Here is a 22,818-nt window from a genome sequence, read left to right on the forward strand (position 1 = left end):
AAGATACTTCATCCGCAGGGAAGTGACTGAAAAGTCATACAGAAAAGTTAATGAATTTTTAAGGAAAGGAGATTATGTTGGCGCGGTGACTGTTTTTTTTTCAGGAAATCCCATGCGTACTAAATATTCAAGCCTGCAGATTGCGATTCACTGGCTGGTGTTTTTGTTAGTTGTCGTCGCCTACTGCGCGATGGAGTTTAGAGGCTTTTTCCCGCGTACCGATCGCCCGGTGATAAACATGATCCACGTCTCCTGCGGGATCTCGGTGCTGGTGCTGATGGTGGCGAGATTGCTCATCCGCCTTAAATATCCCGCACCGCCTATTCAGCCGAAACCCAAAGCGATGATCACCGGTATGTCGCACCTTGGGCATCTCATCGTTTATCTGCTGTTTATTGCGCTGCCGCTGATTGGCATTGTGATGATGTATAACCGCGGAAACGACTGGTTTGCCTTTGGCCTGCTGATGCCGCATGCGGCGGAAGGGAATTTTGATCTGGTGGATATGCTGAAGGAGTGGCACGAGACGCTCGCCAATCTCGGCTATTTCTTGATTGGTCTGCACGCGGCGGCGGCGCTAATGCATCACTATTTCTGGAAAGACAATACGCTGCTGCGCATGATGCCGAAAAAGCGTCAGTAGTCTTTTCGCCCGGCGGCGCTTCGCTTGCACGGGCCTACAAACGGCTCAAACTCGTAGGCCGGGTAAGCGCAGCGCCACCCGGCTTGTTTTTTAACGCAGCAGAGCACGCTCTTCAGCCGTTAACGCCAGCGTCTGCGTTGTCCCGGTCTCTGATGATTTCACCGCCGCTTCCAGCACAGCCATGACCGCTAACGCCTCGACAGGGTGAACAGGATGGGGGATTTCCCCGCGCAGCGCATCACGCACGTGGATGTAATACTGGCGCTGGTCGCCTTTCGGCGTGACAACCGTCTGCGTTGCACCGTCTGCCCCGAAGAACACCATGCTGTCGCTGTCTTCTCCCCAGGTTTCGCTGCCGGGGATCACTCCTGCAAGCAGTTGTGCTTCCTGCTGATCGATTCTGGCCTTTACCACGCTGCCTTTATCCCCGTGAACGGTAAAGCGCGTCGTCCCGCCAGCGACCAGCATGCTGGCGTGCAGAATAACCTTGTGCGCCGGGTAATTTAAAACCACATGCGCCCAGTCGTCGATCTCCGCACCCTCGCGCAGCGTCGCGATATTCCCCTGAACCGACTCAGGCAGGCCAAACAGCTGTAGCGTCTGGTCGATCAGGTGCGGCCCCAGGTCAAACCACAGACCGCTCCCGGGAACGTTCTGCTCGCGCCAGCGCACGCGGACTTCCGGACGGAAGCGATCAATATGCGACTCCAGGTGCTTGACCTTGCCGAGAGTGCCTTGCGCAATAATCTGTTTAATGCCGAGGAAATCGCTGTCCCAGCGGCGGTTATGAAAAACAGAGAGCAGGAGCTGTTTTTCATCCGCCAGCGCGATCAGGTCGCGGGCTTCCTTCATGTCGAGGGTAAAAGGCTTATCCACGACGACATGTTTCCCGGCGTTCAGGGCCAGCGTAGCCAGCGGGGCGTGAGTGGCGTTAGGCGAGGCAATCACCACCACGTCGATATCAGGATGCTGAATAGCCTCTTCCGGTGTCGCGACCACAAGCACATCCGGAAGATCGCGTTTTACCTTCTCTTCATCACGGGAAGAGACCACCGCCAGCCTAAGCCCGTCCACGGACTGGATCAGCGGAGCATGGAAGGTTTTACCCACAAATCCATACCCGATTAGCGCAATGTTGATTGTTTGAACTTTACTCATGACCTTCTCCACGTTATTGCGCGCATACGGTGACCTGTAATGCGCCAGGGTCCCCAAGCTCAGGCCAGGGACGATCTAAAAAGAGTTGATGAATGTCGGATAACCCTGAAACCAGATACGGTTCACAGCGGTTAACTTTCAGATGGTCGGCCACGATCCAGTGTTCATGGCTTGCGGCGAGCATCGCACGTTTCACCTCAGCATCGGCCTCTTTACCGGCACTCAGACCGAGTTCGGCATGAATGGCGCACGCCCCAAGAATGGCGATATCTGCCCGATAGCGGGAGAGCAACGACAACGTGGCGCTTCCGGCAAACAGGCGCTGTTTCGGGTCCCATTTCCCGCCGAGCAGGATCAGATCAATGTCTTCCCGGTCGCTAAAATGCTGGGCGATGTCCAGCGAAGTGGTGATCACGGTGTGAGGCCCCTGAAGAAAGGTCGCGACGGCCATCACCGTGCTGCCGGCATCCAGAAAGAGGGTGGAACCGGCTGGAACCGCCTGCGCGACCTGTTTCCCCAGGCGTTGCTTGGTTTCAGGCAGCAGCGTGTTGCGGCCCTGACGATTCATGGCGGAAAGATTAAGGGCGATAGCGCCACCGTGGTTCTTCTGGGCCAGCCCCTGATTTTCCAGGTCGGTGAGATCCCGACGGATGGTATCTGCTGAAACCTGCAGCTTTTCTGCCAGCTCAGTAATGCTGGCCTGACCTTGATCTCTCAAAATATCAAGGACATAACGTTGACGTGCGGTCTTGTGCATGGCTGCACTCCTGCAAAATGTCGCAATAATTCGCATAATACAGCATTTTTGCGCAGAGGGAAGCAGGGGAATGGGTAAGCGGTCGGGAGGTGCAGTCATTCCGGTAGGTGATTATTACATTTGTATTAAGCAGATATCATTAAGCCGTTTTGAATGTTAACCACAGTGTTATTGTTTTGTTTTATTTAATGATTTGGGTTATGTAACCATTATACTACCATTGAATGGAATAAAATTCTGTATATAAGATTTATAGTGGCGCTTAATCTCTTACTTTAGTTTTTTAATGGATTTTTATTTTGGTGCGAGGTCGGTAATAACTTAAATTGACACTTCTTTGAAAATCTTTGTGTCTGACGCTCTTCGAAATTAACGCAAAAATGTACAGAGAGCAGATTAGGAATTTTCCTTAAATAACAGAGGGTTTATATGTTTCATTTGAAATGCCCTTTTTATGGTTTTGTCCAGAAACCCCATCTTTTTTCTTATTTGTAACACCACATTAACATTGTGGGTGTAGTGGCCTATACCACATTTTGTTATGCTGCAAATCAGTTTAAGAAATAAGTAAATTCTTAATTGAAATAAGACGACGGACTTTCTCACTTCCAATGGAAATGGGTATGGGGGAGTTTTACCTGAAATTCAGTGAGGACGCTAAAGAAGATATTTGTCTAATTATCTATACCTCTTTTTGGGTAATTGCCTGAGTTTGGCTCAGAGTCAGGGAGATAAAAATGACGATATTGCGAAAGCCTATGTTACGCCGATTTACAACAGCACTGGCATTAATTTCATTCGCCATAAATACGGCTTATGCCAATAGTCACCAGGCAGGGATTGCCGCAGTGGCAAAGACGACCTTAAAAGAAAGTATTCTTTTTGCTATCGATCGCGATCCCTCAATTAGTCAGCAGGCCGCGCAATTAGGTATTGGTCAGGCGCAAATAGATGAAGCGCGTAGCGGCTGGATGCCACAAATCGCGTTGAACGGGAGCACGGGTCATAGCCAGACCACCGATTCCAGCGGATCGCTGAAGAATTCTGCGGCCTGGGGGATTAGCCTGACCCAGCTGCTGTACGATTTCGGGAAAACCAATAACAGCATCAGCCAGTCTTCCGCCCAGCGCGATAGTTACCGCTACCAGCTGATGAGTACGCTCTCTGATGTGGCGGAGAAAACGGCACTCAGCTACGTGGAAGTTAAACGCTATTCCGATCTGCTCCAGGCGGCACAGGACAACGTTCAGGCGCTTAAAAATGTTGAACAACTGGCAAAACTGCGTGCGGATGCAGGGGTGAGCTCCACTTCCGATGAACTGCAGACACGCACGCGTATTGCTGGCATGCAGGCAACGGTCGCGCAGTATAACGCCGCCTTAAACAGCGCCCGCGCAAGGCTTGCGGTCTTAACCGGGATGCAGGCTGACGCTTATTCGCCCGTGCCTGCGAACCTCGCCGTTGAGCCTGATTCGCTTAACCGCATTGATTATTCCTTGATACCCACGGTGTTAGCGGCGCAGAACCGGGAGCGTTCGGCCCAGTACGGCGTGGAAACGGCGAAGTCCCAGCACTGGCCGACCTTAAGCCTGAAGGGGGGGCGTACCCGTTATGAGTCGGACAACCGTTCTTACTGGGACGACCAGATCCAGCTCAATATTGATGCACCGCTTTATCAGGGCGGCGCGGTCTCCGCACGTGTGCGTCAGGCAGAAGGCGCACGGGCTATGGCCTCTTCTATGGTTGATCAGGCGCGCTTCGATGTTCTGCAAAAAGCCTCCGTTGCGCAGGCTGACTGGACCGGTGCACGGGGAAGAATGGAAGCCGGTAAGCTGCAGCTGGAAAATGCACTGCGTGCCCGTGATGTTTATAAAAATGAATACACCCTGAGCAAGCGGAGCATTAATGATTTGCTTAGCGTTGAGCAGGATGTCTGGCAGGCCACGTCGGCAAAAATAATCGCTGAGTATGATGGGTGGAGTTCGGCAATTAATTATGCTTCCGCGGTTGATAATTTAATGTCGCTTATTGGAATAGAGAAAAACGCTGCCGCAAAATTACCCGATTTGAGTTAAAAAAAGACGCGCATAGCTGCGCAAAATAAGACTGAAAATAATGGGTGTTTTTTCCCAGGGATAGCTACATCCATCTGGTGGACATATCCACAGGAATCCGCACACCTGCAAGGAGAAGAATATGAGTAACGTAAAGGTTGTTGATGTCATCATTCGCAAAACGGCAGAAAAAACGAAATTAACCGGAGACGGAAATCTCTCGGTATCCATTTCATCGCCGAGTGTGATTGAAATCCAGGGCTCAGCTCAGGATGTGGTGCGTTATGTCCGCCAGGGTAAAGACCTTCTCATTTATATGAAAGATGGCAGCGTTATTCGCTGTAATAACTATTTTGTCGAAGATCCTGAAACCCATCATCAGTCAGAGCTGGTATTCAACGATCATCAGGAACTGACGCATATTTCTTTTGCCGATGCCGGGGAAGCGTCTGGCGCTGCTGTCACTGAGTTAACCGCCCAGGCCACACCCATTAGCAGCATTGAACCTTTCCTTGAGCAGGAAAGTGTCTTGAGCGATGCGCCGTGGGGCTGGATTGCGGGTGCTGCCCTGGGCGGTGGCGCCATCGGGGCGCTGCTGGCCAACGGCGGTGACGGCGAAACGAAAACGAAAGTCATTGATAACACCAAAGAAGTGGAAAGTGCCACGCCGACCTTTTTGCTGTCGGACAAGGTGGGTGACAAGCAGGGTGTGCTGAGCGCGAACGCGATCACGGACGATAACACCCCGACCTTTAGCGGTAGCGGCCAACCGGGCGCGACCATTCAGATCAAAGACAGCAGCGGAAGCACCATTGCCAGCGCGATGGTGGGTAAAGACGGCACCTGGACGGTAAAACTCCCGACCCAGTCTGACGGAGAGCATACGTGGTCGGTCGTGCAGATCGACGGCAGCAAAACCACCTCTGCAGGCAGCATCACGGTAACCGTCTCCACGGCCGAGGCCTCGATTACGCTGGCGACAACGGCGGGTGACAACGTGATAAACGCCAGCGAGCAGTCTGCCGGTTTTACGCTGTCCGGCAGCAGCCAGCATCTGGCGAAGGGAACCGACGTTTCCGTGACGCTGAACGGTAAAACCTACACGGCGGAAGTGGGGGCCAACGGCGCGTGGAGCGTAAAAGTGCCAGCGGCAGACGCGCAGGCGCTGGGCGATGGCACCTGGACGGTCAACGTCAGCGGCAAAGACGCGGCGGGGAATACCGTGAGCGGAAGCCAGACGATTGGCGTGGATACCGCTGCGCCAACGCTCTCTGTCGATACGCTCGCGCAGGACAATATCATCAATGCCGCCGAGCACAACCAGCCGCTGACGCTGACCGGTAAAACCAATGCGGAAGCCGGACAAATTGTGACGGTAACGCTGAACGGCAAAAACTATAACGCCACGGTGGGCAGCGATGGCACCTGGTCCGTCACGCTTGCCGCCAGCGAGGTGCAGGCTCTCAGTGAGGGCAACCACACCCTGACGGTGAACGTCAGTGACAAAGCGGGTAACGGTACATCAGCGACGGCAGATTTCTCGGTTCATACTGCGGCGCCGGTCATTACCATTCACACCGTGGCGGGCGATGATATTCTCAATACCAGCGAGCAGGGCCAGGCACAGATTATCTCCGGCCAGGCGAGCGGTGCCGCCGCAGGCGATGTGGTGACCGTGACCGTGGGCGGTAAGACCTTCACTGGCGTGGTGCTGGCAGACGGCAGCTGGAGCGTAGGCGTCCCGGCGTCCGTTGTGGGTGCGCTGGGAGAAGGCCACCACACCCTTTCGGTGTCCGTGACCAATGCGGCAGGCAACACCAGCAGCGCCACGCACGGCATCACGCTGAGCGGCAACCCGCCGGAATTCACGATTGACGCCATCAGCCAGGATAACGTGCTGAATGCCCAGGAGTCGATGCAGCCGCTGAGCCTGTCCGGCACCAGCAATCTGCCTGACGGCAGCGCCATCACCGTCACGCTGAATAACGTGAATTATCCGGCCACCGTCGAAAACGGTATCTGGTCCATCCAGGTGCCGGTTTCCGACGTGTTGAATCTGGCTAACACGCTTTACACCGTTACCGTTAGCGGCACCGACAGCGTGGGCAACAGCGGTTCTGCCGAAGCGAATCTGCTGGTGGATACCGTGCTGCCGCAGGTCATTATCAACACCTTTGCAGGCGACAACCTGGTCAATAACGCCGAAGCGGGCGTGGATCAAACCCTCAGCGGTCGCGTTACCGGCGCGGCGGCGGGCGATACGGTGTCTGTTACCGTGGGCGGTAAGAGCTACAGCGCCACGGTAGGCAGCGATCTCACCTGGAGCGTCACCATTCCGTCGGCGGATCTTCAGGCGTTCGGCGATGGTGATTTAACCTTCACCGCATCGATAACCAACGGGCACGGTAATACCGGCACCGGCGAGCGTGATATCAACATCAACGCTCAGTTGCCGGGTCTGCGCGTGAACACCATTTCCGGCGATGACGTGATCAACGCCATCGAACAGCAGCACGATCTGACCGTCACCGGTGCCAGCACCCATCTGGCTGCGGGCACACAGATTGTCGTTACCATCAATAACGTCGAGTACGTCACCGCGGTTAACGCCAGCGGCAACTGGCAGATTGGCGTTCCGGCGGCGGATCTTCAGGCCTGGACGGCGGGCGAGGTGACGGTCAACGTCAGCGCGAAAGATGCCTGGAACAACACCGTTTCGGCAGAACACCCGATTGAACTCGACCTCAACGCCGTGGCGGTCACCATTGATACCGTCTCCAGCGATGACATGCTCAACGCGACAGAAAAAGGCAGCGATTTAACCCTGTCCGGCCAGACGCAGGGCGTGGAAGCGGGGCAGACCGTGGTGGTGAAATTTGCCGACCAGACCTTCACCGCCCAGGTGCAGCAGGATGGCTCCTGGAGCCTGACCGTACCGGCCAGCGCGATGGACACGCTGATCGACGGTCGCGCACAGGTGAGCGTCAGCGTCACCAACATCAACGGTAACACTGCCGATGCGTCGCGCGTGGTCACGGTGGATACCCTGCCGCCAGCGATTACCCTCGATAACCTGACCGCGGATAACATCATTAATGCGGCCGAAGCGCAGCAGGATTTAGTCTTAAGCGGCAGCAGCACGGCAGAATCGGGCCAGACGGTCACCGTAACGCTGAACGGCAAAACGTACCAGACCACGGTCCAGACGGACGGCACCTGGCAGTTGAGCGTTCCAGCGGCTGACGTTGGCGCTCTGGCCGACGGTATCGTGACCGTGACGGCCAGCGTGAGCGACGTGGCGGGTAACACCAGCAGCGCCGATCGCGTCGGTCTGGTAGACGCAAACGTGCCGCAGGTGACCATCAACGACTTTGTCACCGCCACCAACACCATTAACCAGCTTGCCCATTCTCAGGCGCAGATCCTGAGCGGCTCCGTGACCGGCGCGGCAGCGGGCGACCGGGTGACCATCACCATCAACAATGTGGATTACACCACCGTGGTGGATGCGGCGGGCAACTGGAGCCTCGGTCTGCCAGCGTCCGTGGTGCAGGGGCTGGCCGACGGTACCTGGACCATCGACGTCTCCGTGACCGACAGGTCCGGTAATACCGGAAGCAGTTCGCTGGATGTGGTGGTGAATACCGTGACGCCGGTCATCGGTATTAATACCCTGGCAGCAGATGACGTGATCAATGCGACCGAGAAAGGTCAGGATCTGCAACTCTCGGGTACCAGCAACCAGCCGGAAGGAACCCGTATCACCGTCACCCTGAACGGCATCGACTACACGGCTATTGCCGATGCCAGCGGTAACTGGAGCGTCACCGTACCGGCGACGGCGGTAGGTGCGCTGGGCGAAGCGCATTACACCGTGACGGCGAACGTGACCGACAGCGTGGGCAACAGCGCCTCTGCAAGTCACGATGTGCTGGTGGACAGTTCGCTGCCGGTTGTGACGATCAATACCCTGGCGGGCGATAATATCGTTAACGCCGCGGAGGTTGCGGCAGGGCAAACCCTGACCGGTAAAGTGGCTCACGCGGCGCCAGGTGACACTGTCACTATTATCCTTGGCGGCCAGACATACACGGCCACCGTGCAGGACGATCTCACCTGGAGCCTGCCGTTAAGCGAGGGCCAGTTAACCGCGCTCGGCAATGGCGATTTGACGCTGTCAGCCAGCGTCACCAACGCCCACGGTAATACCGGCTCATCCTCTCTGGACTTCACCATCGACGCCCAGCTTCCTGGGCTGCGTATTGACACCGTGGCGGGCGATGACGTGATTAACATCATCGAACACGGTCAAAACCTGATTGTGTCCGGCTCCAGCACCGATCTGGCGGCGGGCAGCACCGTCACGGTAACCATTAACGGCAGCAACTATTTCGCCACCGTGCTGGCGGACGGCACCTGGAAGGCGGCGATCCCGGCCGCGGATGTGTCGCAGTGGGCGGACGGTTCGCTCGATATCAAGGCAAGCGCACAGGATACCTCCGGCAACCCGGTGAATATTGGCACCGTTGTGGATGTCGATCTCGCGCCTGTCGCCATCACTATCAGCAGCGTGACCGACGATAATGTGCTCAACGCGGCGGAAAAAGGTCAGGATCTGCTGCTTTCCGGCACCACCTCCAATGTGGAAGCGGGTCAGACCGTGACCATTACCTTTGCGGGTAAAACCTGGACCACGACCGTGGATGCCAACGGCGACTGGACGTATACCGTACCGGCAGCCGATCTGAGCGGCCTGAAAGACGGCGACGCCAGCGTGCAGGTTAACGTCACCAACGCGAACGGCAACGCGGCATCGTCCGCGCAGGAATTCAGCGTCGATACCACCGCGCCGACGGTCAGCATCAACACCATCAGCAATGACAATATGCTCAACGCGGCAGAGGCGGCGCAGGATTTGACCCTGAGCGGCTCCACCACGGCCGAAGCCGGCCAGACGGTGACGGTCTCGTTCAACGGCAAGCAGTACACCGCGCAGGTGCAGGCGGACGGCAGCTGGACACTCAACGTGCCGGCGGCGGATCTGGCAGGCATCAGCGACGGTAACGCCACGGTCACGGCATCGGTTTCCGATAAAGCCGGTAACCCGACAAGCGCGGATGCCTCCGTTCTGGTGGATACCACCGTGCCACAGATTAGCTTCAACATCGTCGCGGGCGATGACATCGTGAGCATTGCTGAGCACGGTCAGGCGCTGATCGTCTCCGGTAAGGTGACGGGCGCGCAGGCGGGCGATGTCATCACGGTGACCCTGAACGGGAAAGACTACACCGCAATGCTGGATGCGTCCGGGAGCTGGAGCGTGGGCGTTCCGGCAACGGACGTGGGCGCGCTGGTGAACGGCAACCAGACGATCGCGGCGACACTCACCGATAAAGCGGGTAACAGCAACACCGCAACGCATGACGTTGAGGTCTCCCTGACCGCGCCGGTGATTGCCATCAATACCCTGGCGGTTGACGACGTGATCAACGCGGCCGAAAAAGGCCAGGACCTGCTGGTTTCCGGCAGCAGTAACCAGCCGGACGGCACCACCATTACGGTGACCCTGAACGGCATCAGTTACACCGCCATCACGGACGCCAGCGGCAACTGGAGCGTCACCGTACCGGCGGCAAACGTCTCGGCGCTGGGCGAAGCGAGCTACGCCGTGACGGCAAACGTGACCGACGCGGCAGGCAATAGCGCAAGTACCAGCCACAGCGTTGTGGTCGACAGCGCGCTCCCGGTGGTGACCATTAACCCTGTCGCCACGGATGATGTGATTAATGCGGCAGAGGTCGCCGCAGGCCAGACCCTGAGCGGGAAAGTGAGCGGGGCAGCGATCGGTGACACTGTCACTATTTCCATCGGTGGCAATATCTACACCGCCACGGTACAGGACGACCTGAGCTGGTCGGTCAACGTGCCGTCCACGGTCTTAACCGCCATCGGTAACGGCGATCTGACGGTGTCCGCCAGCGTTACCAACGGCCATGGCAATACCGGCACCGGCGAGCGCGACATCACCATCGATGCCAGCCTGCCCGGTCTGCGCGTCGATACCGTCGCGGGCGACGATGTGATTAACAGCATCGAACATGCGCAAAACCTGATTATCACCGGGTCAAGCGATGGCCTGGCAGCCGGTTCGGCACTCACGGTAACCGTCAACGGAAAAACCTACGCGGCAACCGTGCTGGCAGACGGCACCTGGGCGGCGGCGATCCCGGCGGCAGACGTTAGCGCGCTGGGCGCAGGCACGGTCACCGTAACGGTTAACGGCCAGAGCACGGCGGGCACGCCGGTCACCATCAGCCACGACGTGAAGGTAGATTTGGCCGCAGTCGCCATCAGCATTAATCCGATTGCCACCGACGACGTGATTAACGCGACGGAAAAAGGCGCGGACCTGGTCCTGTCCGGCTCCACCACCAATGTGGAAGCTAACCAGACCGTCACCATCACCTTCGGCGGCAAGTCGTACACCGCGACGGTCGATGCCAGCGGCAACTGGACGACCACCGTACCGTCTGCCGATTTGGGCAGCCTGAAAGACGGCGACGCCAGCGTACAGGTGAGCGTGACCAACGTGAACGGCAACAGCGCGTCAGCTGGCCGTGAGTACAGCGTGGACGCGACGGCGCCGACGGTCTCGATTGACATCATCAGCGACAACAACATCATCAATGCGGCCGAAGCGCAGCAGGATCTGGTCATTAATGGCGTGACCAACGCCGAAGCGGGCCAGACGGTGACGGTCACGCTGAACGGTAAAGACTACACCACCACTGTAGCGGCAAACGGCAGCTGGAGCGTAACCGTGCCGTCTGCGGATCTGGGCGCGATTGCTGACGGTAACTACACCGTCAGCGCCGCCGTCGCGGATAAAGCGGGCAACCCGGCCTCTGCCGATCGCGACGTGCTGGTTGATACCACCGTTCCACAGCTGACCATCCACACCGTATCCGACGACGATGTGATCAACAGCGCCGAACATGCGCAGGCGCTGATTGTCACCGGTTCTGTGTCCGGCGCGGCGGCGGGTGATGTGGTCACCGTGACGATCAACAACAAATCGTACACAGCCACTCTGGATGCCTCCGGAAACTGGAGCGTGGGCGTACCGGCGGCGGATGTGACCGCGTTGACCGCGGGAGATTACACCATCACCGCGGCGCTGACCGATAAAGCGGGCAACAGTAACAGCACCACACACAGCGTGGAGGTAAACCTGAGCGCGCCGGTGCTGACCATTGACACCGTTTCCGGTGACGATGTGATCAACAGTTCAGAGAAAACCCAGGATCTGACGATCTCCGGTACGGCTTCCGGCCTGGCGGCAGGCGCGGCGGTGACCGTGATGCTCAACGGCAAAGCCTACGGCGCAACGGTGGACGCTAACGGTAAATGGACGACCACGATTCCGGCGGATCAGGTCGGTCAACTGGGTGAAGCGCTTTACACCGTTACCGCGTCAGCAACGGACGGCGTTGGCAACAGCACCAGTACCTCTCATACCGTGAATGTCGAGTCCGTTCTGCCGGGTGTCATTATCAACACCGTGGCAGGCGATGACGTCATTAACGCGGCTGAACTGGCGGCAGGCCAGAGCATCAGCGGCTCGGTAGTCAATGCCGAAGCAGGCAACACGGTTACCGTGACTCTCGGAGGCAAAACGTATACCGCGACGGTCCAGAGCGATCTCACCTGGTCCGTTAACGTGACGCAAGCCGAACTGACAGCGCTGGGCAACGGCGAGTTGACCGTATCTGCCAGCGTAACCAACGGCGTGGGTAACAGCGGCTCCGCTGAGCGCGATATCACTATCGACGCTAACCTGCCTGGGCTGCGCGTCGATACCGTCGCGGGCGACGATGTGATCAACAGCATCGAACATAATCAAAACCTGATTATTACGGGTACAAGCGACGGGCTGACGGCGGGCACGGCGCTGACCGTCACCGTGAACAATAAAACCTACCCGGCGACCGTCCTGGCTGACGGCACCTGGAGTGCGGCGATCCCGGCGGCGGACGTGGGTGCCCTGGCGGCAGGCACGGTGACCGTTACCGTGGCAGGCCAGAACGGTGCGGGTAACCCGGTTTCCATTAATCACGATGTGACGGTGGATCTGGCGACCGTTGCCATCAGCATTGACGCCATCGCTGCAGACGATGTGATTAACGCGGCCGAGAAGGGCGCGGATCTGGTGCTCTCCGGCACCACCTCGAACGTGGAAGCAAACCAGACCGTCACCATTACCTTTGGCGGCAAGAATTATACCGCCACGGTGGATGCTGAGGGTAAATGGACCGCCACGGTGCCAGCGGGCGATCTGGCAGGTCTGAAAGACGGCGACGCCAGCGTACAGGTGAGCGTCACTAACGTGAACGGCAACAGCGCGTCGGCGGGCCGCGAGTACAGCGTGGACGCCACTGCGCCGTCCGTGACCATCAACACGATCGCGGGTGACGACATTCTCAATGCGGCCGAAGCGAAGAGTGACCTGACCGTGTCCGGCACCAGCACCGCCGAAGCGGGCCAGACGGTCACCGTGTCGCTGAACGGTAAAGACTACACCGCAACCGTCAGCGCGGACGGGAGCTGGACGCTGAACGTTCCGGCGGCGGATGTTGCTGCGCTCGGCGACGGCAGCGTGACCGTGACCGCGTCCGTGAGCGACAAAGCGGGTAACCCTGCTTCCGTTGACCATAACCTGACGGTAGATATCACCGTGCCAGCGGTCACCATCAACACCGTGGCGGGCGACGACGTGATTAACATCGCGGAGCATTCTCAGGCGCAGATTATCAGCGGTTCCGCCACCGGGGCGGCAGCGGGCGATAAGGTCACCGTCACCCTCGGCGGCCAGACGTACACCACCGTGCTGGACGCGGCGGGCAACTGGAGCGTGGGCGTACCGGCGAGCGTGATTTCCGGCCTCAGCGACGGCACCGTAACCGTCACGGCGTCAGTCACCGATGCCGCAGGCAATACCGGCACCGGCAGCCATAACGTGACCGTCGATACCGGCCTGCCGTCGGTCGGCTTCAACACCCTCAGCGGCGACAACGTGCTGAACGCGGTGGAGAAAGGTCAGGATCTGAGCGTCAGCGGCACCAGCGCTAACCTCGCGGAAGGCACCGTGGTGACCGTGACCCTCAACGGTAAAAACTACACCGCCACCACGGCGGCGGACGGCAGCTGGAGCCTGACGGTTCCGGCGGCAGATCTGGCGGGTCTCGGTCAGGCCAACTACACCCTGAGCGCGACGGCGACCAACGGCGTGGGCAACAGCGTCAGCAACACCGCGAACCTGCTGGTGGATACCGCGCTGCCAACGGTCACCATCAACACCGTGGCGGGCGATAACGTTATTAACGCGGCGGAAGTGGCAGCCGGGCAAACCCTGAGCGGTACCGTGGCGAATGCCGAAGCGGGTAACACCGTGACCATCACCCTTGGCGGCAATACCTACACCGCGACGGTACAGAACGATCTGAGCTGGTCCGTAAACGTACCGTCTGACGTGCTGACCGCGCTGGGCAACGGCAGCCTGAGCGTGACGGCGACCGTGACCAACGGCCACGGCAACACCGGTTCCGGCGAACGCGAAATCGTTATAGACGCTAACCTGCCGGGCCTGCGCGTCGATACCGTCGCGGGCGACGACGTGGTCAACAGCATCGAACATGCGCAAAACCTGATCGTCACTGGATCCAGCGACGGACTGGCAGCGGGCACGGCGCTGACCGTCACCGTTAACGGCAAAGATTATGCGGCTACGGTGCTGGCGGACGGCACCTGGAGCGCGGCGATCCCGTCTGCCGACGTGAGCGCGTGGCCGGAAGGCAGCGTGAAAATCAGCGTCACCGGCGACAGCGCGGCGGGTAACACGATTAGCATCAGCCACGACGTGACGGTGGATCTGGCGACCGTTGCCATCAGCATCAACGCCATCGCCACCGACGACGTGATCAATGCGGCGGAGAAAGGGGCAGATCTGGTGCTGTCCGGTGCGACCACCAACGTGGAAGCCGGGCAGACCGTGACCCTGAGCCTGAACGGCAAGATCTACACCACTACCGTTGATGACAGCGGCAACTGGACGTATACCGTACCGTCCGCGGATCTGGCACACCTTAAGGACGGCGACGCCAGCGTGCAGGTGAGCGTCACTAACGTGAACGGCAACAGCGCCTCGGCGGGCCGCGAGTACAGCGTGGACGCCACCGCGCCGTCCGTGACCATCAACACGATCGCGGGTGACGACATTCTCAATGCGGCCGAAGCGAAGAGCGATCTGACCGTGTCCGGCACCAGCACCGCCGAGGCGGGCCAGACGGTGACCGTAAGCCTGAACGGTAAAGACTACACCGCAACCGTCAGCGCAGACGGCAGCTGGACGCTGAACGTTCCGGCGGCGGATGTTGCGGCGCTCGGCGACGGCAGCGTGACCGTGACCGCGTCCGTGAGCGACAAAGCGGGTAACCCTGCTTCCGTTGACCATAACCTGACGGTAGATATCACCGTGCCAGCGGTCACCATCAACACCGTGGCGGGCGACGACGTGATTAACATCGCGGAGCACGCTCAGGCGCAGATTATCAGCGGTTCCGCCACCGGGGCGGCAGCGGGCGATAAGGTCACCGTTACCCTCGGCGGCCAGACGTACATCACCGTGCTGGACGCGGCGGGCAACTGGAGCGTGGGCGTACCGGCGAGCGTGATTTCCGGCCTCAGCGACGGCACCGTAACCGTCACGGCGTCAGTCACCGATGCCGCAGGCAATACCGGCACCGGCAGCCATAACGTGACCGTCGATACCGGCCTACCGTCGGTCGGCTTCAACACCCTCAGCGGCGACAACGTGCTGAACGCGGTGGAGAAAGGCCAGGACCTGAGCGTCAGCGGCACCAGCGCCAACCTGGCAGAAGGCACCGTGGTCACCGTGACCCTGAACGGCAAGCAGTACACCGCCACCACGGCGGCGGACGGCAGCTGGAGCCTGACCGTTCCGGCGGCAGATCTGGCGGGTCTCGGTCAGGCCAATTACACCCTGAGCGCGACGGCGACCAACGGCGTGGGCAACAGCGTCAGCAACACCGCAAATCTGCTGGTGGATACCGCGCTGCCGACCGTCACTATCAACACCGTGGCGGGCGATAACGTCATTAACGCGGCGGAAGTGGCTTCAGGCCAGACCCTCAGCGGCAGCGTGACGAACGCGGAGGCGGGCAATATCGTCACCGTGACCCTTGGCGGCAACAGCTACACCGCGACGGTGCAGAACGATCTGACCTGGTCCGTGAGCGTGCCGGAGTCTGTTCTGACGGCGCTGGGCAACGGCGATTTGACGGTGTCAGCGACCGTGACCAACGGCCACGGCAATACCGGGGCGGGCGAGCGCGAAATCGTTATAGACGCTAACCTGCCGGGCCTGCGCGTTGATACCGTCGCGGGTGACGACGTGATCAACAGCATCGAACACGGTCAGAACCTGATCGTCACCGGTTCCAGCGACGGGCTGGCGGTGGGAACCACGCTTACCGTGACCGTCAATGGCAAAACGTATGCCGCCTCCGTGCTGGCAGACGGTACCTGGAGCGCGGCAATCCCGGCGGCAGACGTGGGTGCGCTGGCAGCAGGCACGGTCACCATTACCGTGGCAGGCCAAAGCACCGCGGGTAACCCGGTCTCCATCAGCCACGATGTGAACGTGGATCTGGCCGCGGTCGCCATCAGCATTGATGCGATTGCTACCGATGACGTGATTAACGCGGCGGAGAAAGGCGCGGATCTGGTGCTTTCAGGCAGCACGTCGAACGTTGAGGAAAACCAGACCGTTACCATCACCTTCGCCGGGAAGACGTACACCGCAAAAGTGGATGCCGACGGCAACTGGACGGCTACCGTGCCTTCCGCAGATCTGGCGGGCCTCAAAGACGGCGATGCCAGCGTGCAGGTGAGCGTGACTAACGTGAACGGCAACAGCGCCTCTGCGGGCCGCGAGTACAGCGTGGATGCCACCGCGCCAGCCGTCACCATTGATACGGTCGCGGGCGATAACGTGATCAACGCCAGCGAAGCGTCCGCAGGCGTGGCCATCTCCGGTACCACCACCGCGGAAGCCGGGCAGACGGTTACCGTGACGTTGGGCGGTAAGAGCTACAACGCGCAGGTGCAGCAGGGCGGTATCTGGAGCGTCAACGTGCCGGGCACCGATCTCTCCGCACTGGCGGATAACGGCTATACCGTGCAGGTCAGCGTGAGCGACGCGGCGGGTAACCCGGGCAGCGCGGGTAAAGCGATTACGCTTGATACCACGCCACCGACCGTCAGCGTTAACGTTGTGGCGGGCGATGACGTGATCAACAGCGTGGAACACGGACAGGCGCAGATCGTCAGCGGCACGGCAACCGGCGCGAACGTCGGGGATAAAGTGGTCATTACGCTGGGTTCGAACCAGTACACCACCACCGTTGACGCCAGCGGCAACTGGAGCGTGGGCGTGCCGGCCAGCGTGATTTCCGCGCTGAGCGACGGCACAGTGACGCTGAGCGCAACCATTACCGACAGCGCGGGCAACAGCAGCACCCAGACGCACGACGTGGTGGTCAACACCGCCTCCGTGGCGTTGACGGTAAATACCCTCAGCGGCGATGACGTTATCAACGCGGCAGAAGCGGGTAACGCGCTGGTGATTAATGGCTCCAACGCCCAGTTTGCCAGCGGTACGCAGGTGACCGTGACCCTGAACGGCAAGACCTACACCGCCACGATTCAGAGCGACGGCACCTGGACGACTACCGTCCCGGCCGCCGACGTAGGCGCACTGGCCGATGGCGCGCGCTATCAGGTGTCTGTTTCGGCGCAGGACAGCGCGGGTAACAGCGCCTCGGCAACGCACGACATCAGCGTAGATACCACCGCGCCGGTGGTAAGCATTGCGACGTTGTCGGGTGACGATGTGCTGAACGCGGCAGAAGCGCAGCAGCCGCTGACGGTTCACGGTGCCTCCAGCGCCGAGGCCGGCCAGACCGTTACCGTGACGCTGGGCGGCAAAACCTATACCGCTACCGTGGCCAACGACGGCACCTGGACGCTGGACGTACCCGCGGCGGATCTGGCCGCGCTGAGCCAGGGGGCGCTGACGGTGACCGCCTCGGTCAACGACAAAGCCGGGAACAGCGGTCAGACGACGCACACCTTAACGGTGGATACCGTCGCGCCGACCGTGACCATCAGCACCGTGGCCGATGACGACATCGTTAACAATGCCGAGCAGTTGGCGGGCCAGACCATCAGCGGTACCACCACGGCGGAACAGGGCCAGACGGTGACCGTCTCCTTCAACGGGCACAGCTATCAGGCCACCGTCGGGGCAGACGGATCGTGGTCGGTCTTCGTGCCGGGCCGTGACTTCCTCGGCCTGAGTGACGGGCAGTACGCGATTACCGCCACGGTGAGTGATAAAGCAGGTAACCCTGGCAGCGCAACGCACGACGTAACGCTGAACGGTGATGTCCCAACTATCACTATCAACACCTTTGCGGAAGATGACATTGTCAGCGCCGCCGAACACGGCACGCCGCTGGTCATCAGCGGCACCACCGACGCGCCTGCGGGCCAGACGGTGACCATCACGCTGAACGGTAAAACCTACACGGCGACCGTTCAGAATGACGGTACCTGGCGCTATACGGTCGGAAGCGCAGACGTGACCGCGCTGGCGGACGGCGGTTCGTACGTCATTAACGCGCAGGTCAGCAACACCATCGGCAACAGCGGCAGCGATAACCACAGCGTCACCGTGGATCTCACCGCGCCGTCGATGGGCATCAGCATTGATTCTCTGCAAAACGACACTGGCCTGAGCGCGAGTGATTTCATCACCAACGACGCTCAGGTCGTGGTCAACGGCTCGCTGACCGCGCAGCTCGGCAATAACGAGAAGGCGCAGATCAGCCTCGACGGTGGGGCAACCTGGATTGACCTGACCGTGACCGGCACCACATGGCGTTATACGGACGGCCGCACCCTGACCGACGGGACCTATCAGTATCAGGTGCGGGTGATTGATAACGCGGGCAACGTGGGGTCAACGGACAGCCAGGACGTGGTCATTGATCTGACGAAACCGGCGGCAACGACCATTACCGTGGATTCCGTTTCCCAGGATACCGGCCTGTCCGACAGTGACTTCATCACCAGCGACAACCAGATCAGCCTGAAAGGGACGCTCGGCGCGGCGCTGGGCAGCGGTGACCACGCGCAGATCAGCCTCGACGGCGGTCTGACCTGGACCGACGTCAGCGTCAGCGGGCTGAGCTGGACGTATGTCGATGGCCGTACGCTGGCCGACGGAGATTACAACTACCAGCTGCGCGTGATTGACGACGCGGGGAATATCAGCGCCACCACCAGCCAGGTAGTGACGATTGATACCGTCGCGCCGGACGCCAGCAAAACCATCGCCATCGACCGCATCAGCGACGATACCGGCCTGAGCAGCAGCGACTTTATCACCAACGATACGTCCCTGACGCTGCACGGCTCGCTCGGCGCGACGCTGGCTGACGGCGAGTACGCCCAGATCAGCATCGACGGCGGCGTCACCTGGCAGAACGTGATTGTGACCGGCAACAGCTGGTACTACGTCGACAGCCGCACGCTCGGGAACCAGACCTATGACTACTACGTTCGCGTGGTGGATGCGGCGGGCAACGTGGGGGCCAGCGCTCATCAGCAGGTGACCGTTGATACGGTCGCCCCGGATGCGGCGATTACGGTGACCGTGGATAACATTACCGTCGACACCGGGTTTGACAACAATGACTTCCTGACCAGTTCGACCTCGTACACGCTGCACGGCACGCTTGGCGCAGAGCTGGGGGCGGGTGAGTTCGTTCAGGTGAGCATGGATGGCGGCACCACCTGGGTGTATGCCACCGTGAGCGGGACCCAGTGGAGCTACAGCGATACGCGTACCCTGACCGACGGTAGCCATAACTACCAGGTGCGGGTAATTGACCAGGCGGGTAACGTCGGGGCAACCACCTCGCAGGCGGTGACGGTGGATACTCAGGCGCCGCAGTATGGCATCACCATCGACAGCATCAGCGAAGATACCGGTCAGTCCGGGAGTGATTTCATCACTATGGACACCACGCTGACCATTAACGGCTCGCTGGGCAACGCGCTGGCAAACGACGAGCGCGTGCAGATAAGCCTCGACGGCGGGAATACCTGGTCTGACGCCACGGTCACCAACCAGCGCTGGAGCTACACCGATACCCGCGATCTGGCGGACGGCGATTACACCTACCAGGTGCGGATCATCGACCAGGCGGGCAACGTGGGCTCTACCGCGTCGCAGGTGGTGACGGTGGATACCACGCCGCCAGACACTGTGGGAACGGTCGTGAGCTATACCGACGTTGAAGGGGAACGTACGGGCACCTTTGGCAGCTCGGTCGCCACTGACGATAACTCACCGGTGATCAACGGGACGCTCAACCGCGCCCCGGACGACGGCGAGATCGTCCAGCTTTACCGCGATGGCGTCTTGCTCGGCCAGGTGACCATGAACGGCAGCGCAAGCTGGTCCTTCCAGGATAACGGCCTGAGCGATGGCAATCACACCTACATTGTGCGTGTCACCGACAAGGCCGGTAACTATACGGAATCGGACGGCTTTGTGCTGAGCGTGGATACCAGCATACCGACCACCACGGCGGCGATTACCGCGCAGACCACGTCGGATACCACGCCGATCGTCAGCGGGACCGTCTCTGCCGATCTGGTGAACGGTGAGTATCTGGTGGTGACGGTGAACGGGAAAACCTACACCTCCCAGACGGGCGGTGCGGTGGTGGTCGATCCGGATCACAACACCTGGTATCTGCAGATCCCGGACAGCGATGCGCTGAACGTCGCGAGCTACAGCGTGACGGCGCAGGTGAAGAGCAGCGCGGGTAACGGCAATACCACCGGGACGACCACCGGCAGCCTGGTGATTGACACCACCACGGTGAATACCGACTGGGCAACCACGGCGGGGAACAGCAACAACTCCACCATGACCCTTGGCATGAACAGCAGCGGTCTGTGGAATATCATTGCGAACGGCCAGTCTTACTCCAGCAGCGATAGCTCGACCTATGCCGGAAATACGCTGACCAACACCCGTAATTACTACGTGGTGAGCCAGACCGCCGCTGACTTTGACCGTAACGGCACGCAGGACATTTTCGCCACGGAGAACACCTACGCGGGATCCACGCAGGTGATGTGGACCTACGATGGTAGCACCTATAACGCCAGCCAGCTGGGAATGGGCACTACCATCTGGTACGGCGGCGTGATTGCGTACGACAAAACCGGTGATGGTTATCTGGATTTGGCCTACGGCGATGCGGGTGCAGACTCCATTACGTACCTGATCAACAACAACGGGGTACTGTCGCCGGACGGCACCAACGGCGGCGCAGGTTTCTGGGGACAATTCACCACCATGCGTGAAATCTCCGGTGTTGACCTGAACAACGACGGTACGGTGGATATTGTTCAGCACACCAACCGCAGCGGCGCGTACTCGTTAACCGTAATCAACAACAACGGCAACGGCACGCTCTCTATCGGCCAGAACCTGACCAACGTGTTTGTGGTCAACGCCGCGAACACCACCACGGCGGCGTCCATGACGTGGGCAGACTTCAACGGCGATGGCTACATGGATCTGTACCTGGGCAGCAGCTACAACAACAACGGCGGGGTGATCTACTACAACGACGGCACCGGGAAGCTCTCTACCACCAAGAGCGCGGTGGAAGCCTCTAACGCGTCGGCGGGGTATCTGTCGGTGGCGGTGGACTGGAACGGCGACGGGCAGATGGACATCATCAAGCTCAGCACCTACGGCGCGTCACAAACGGCAACCCTGTTCACCAACAACGGGTACGGTTCCACCTGGACCTCCAGCCAGCTGGCATCCGGTATCGCCTACGCTACCGGCGTGGCCGCGGTGGACTACAACTGGGACGGCGCGAAGGATCTGCTGGTTTCTCAGCAGAACGGCAAGGTGGTGCTGGTTCAGAACAGCAAAACCATTGCGGACGGCACCGCGATGCATCTGCACATTGTCGATAGCGAGGGTATCAACGCTTACTACGGCAACACGGTCAACCTGTATAACGCCGCAGGCGTGCTGGTGGCCTCGCAGATCATCAACGCCCAGTCCGGTATCGGGTCGAACGATACCTCTGCGCTGGTGAGCTTCTACGGTCTGGATCCGAATGAAACCTACTCGGCAGAGATTGTGAAGATCACCAACGGTGTGTCGGATAACGTCACCTGGAGCGGTCTGGATGCGGGCAACGGCAAAGAGGGCTACGTCCTGACGGCCGAAGCGGCGACCGGCGGCCACAGCGGGACAATCACCGGGACCGGGTATAACGACACCTTCATTGCAGAAGATGGCACCTATACCTACAACGGCTCCGGCGGCTGGAATACCCATTCCGACTACGACACCTGGAGCAACACCGGTGGGATGGACGTGGTGGATTACCGCAATGCGACCTCCGGCGTGACCGTTGACCTGCGCCTTTCAACCGCACAGGACACTGGCTTTGGTACCACACGGCTGTTGAATATTGAAGGCATTAACGGTTCGGACTTCGACGATGTTATCACCGGCAACAGCGCTGATAACCGGTTCGAAGGCCGCGGCGGGAATGACACCTTCAACATCGGCAGCGGCGGTCACGATACGTTGCTCTACAAGCTGATCAACGCGTCGGATGCCACGGGCGGTAACGGTCACGATGTGGTGAACGGCTTTACCGTCGGCACCTGGGAAGGGACGGCGGACACGGACCGTATTGACCTGCGCGATCTGCTCTCAGACAGCGGCTATACCGGCACGGGCTCAGCGAGCTATGTGAACGGCGTGGCGACGCTGGACAGTAGCGCGGGCAATATCACCGATTACATCCGCGTGGTGCGAAACGGAAGCAATACCGAGATCCAGGTTGACCTGGACGGTACCGGCGGCCAGTTCTCGCCAACCACTCTGGTGACGCTGAACGGCGTGCAGACGGATCTGGCGACGCTGCTGGCTAATCATCAACTGTTAATTGCGTAAAACCCTGCCGCGGGGAGCGATCCCCGCGGCCTTTTGGCATTTCTATACACGAATAGCG

At 59.7% G+C, this 22,818-nt stretch carries 4 protein-coding genes and 2 pseudogenes; 4 read left to right on the forward strand and 2 right to left on the reverse strand.

Going from position 1 to position 22,818, the window contains the following annotated elements:
• The first annotated feature begins 112 nt into the window (after positions 1-112).
• A complete protein-coding gene (gene cybB / locus ACOTY9_RS01895) occupies positions 113-643 on the forward strand; it encodes a cytochrome b561 (RefSeq protein WP_014883764.1) in 531 nt (176 codons plus the stop codon).
• Between the two features lie 90 nt (positions 644-733).
• Here the strand turns inward: cybB and ACOTY9_RS01900 are convergent, their stop codons facing one another.
• Together ACOTY9_RS01900 and ACOTY9_RS01905 are read right to left on the reverse strand one after the other, a co-directional pair.
• Entirely contained in the window at positions 734-1,801 is a 1,068-nt protein-coding gene (locus tag ACOTY9_RS01900; protein ID WP_047027370.1) for an oxidoreductase, read from the reverse strand.
• Between the two features lie 13 nt (positions 1,802-1,814).
• Positions 1,815-2,558: a DeoR/GlpR family DNA-binding transcription regulator gene (locus ACOTY9_RS01905; protein WP_348565512.1), complete on the reverse strand. Its 744-nt coding sequence runs from the start codon at positions 2,556-2,558 to the stop codon at positions 1,815-1,817.
• Between the two features lie 737 nt (positions 2,559-3,295).
• Here ACOTY9_RS01905 and ACOTY9_RS01910 point away from each other — a divergent pair.
• From ACOTY9_RS01910 to ACOTY9_RS01920, 3 genes and pseudogenes are all read left to right on the forward strand, one after another.
• Entirely contained in the window at positions 3,296-4,633 is a 1,338-nt protein-coding gene (locus tag ACOTY9_RS01910) for a TolC family outer membrane protein (RefSeq protein WP_045134063.1), read from the forward strand.
• Positions 4,634-4,754: 121 nt separating this feature from the next.
• A pseudogene (locus tag ACOTY9_RS01915) lies at positions 4,755-5,099 on the forward strand (BapA/Bap/LapF family prefix-like domain-containing protein); the annotation flags it as partial.
• A 78-nt stretch (positions 5,100-5,177) separates the two neighbouring features.
• Positions 5,178-22,760 (forward strand): annotated as a pseudogene (locus tag ACOTY9_RS01920) (Ig-like domain-containing protein); the annotation flags it as partial.
• Between the last annotated feature and the right edge of the window lie 58 nt (positions 22,761-22,818).

The organism is Enterobacter cloacae complex sp. SHL012 (assembly GCF_049237505.1).
Lineage (GTDB): Bacteria > Pseudomonadota > Gammaproteobacteria > Enterobacterales > Enterobacteriaceae > Enterobacter > Enterobacter kobei.

Bases quoted from the DNA above. Each gene is read 5' to 3' on its own strand.
- cybB (WP_014883764.1), top strand. From the start codon at position 113: ATGCGTACTAAATATTCAAGCCTGCAGATTGCGATTCACTGGCTGGTG.
- ACOTY9_RS01900 (WP_047027370.1), bottom strand. From the start codon at position 1,801: ATGAGTAAAGTTCAAACAATCAACATTGCGCTAATCGGGTATGGATTT.
- ACOTY9_RS01905 (WP_348565512.1), bottom strand. From the start codon at position 2,558: ATGCACAAGACCGCACGTCAACGTTATGTCCTTGATATTTTGAGAGAT.
- ACOTY9_RS01910 (WP_045134063.1), top strand. From the start codon at position 3,296: ATGACGATATTGCGAAAGCCTATGTTACGCCGATTTACAACAGCACTG.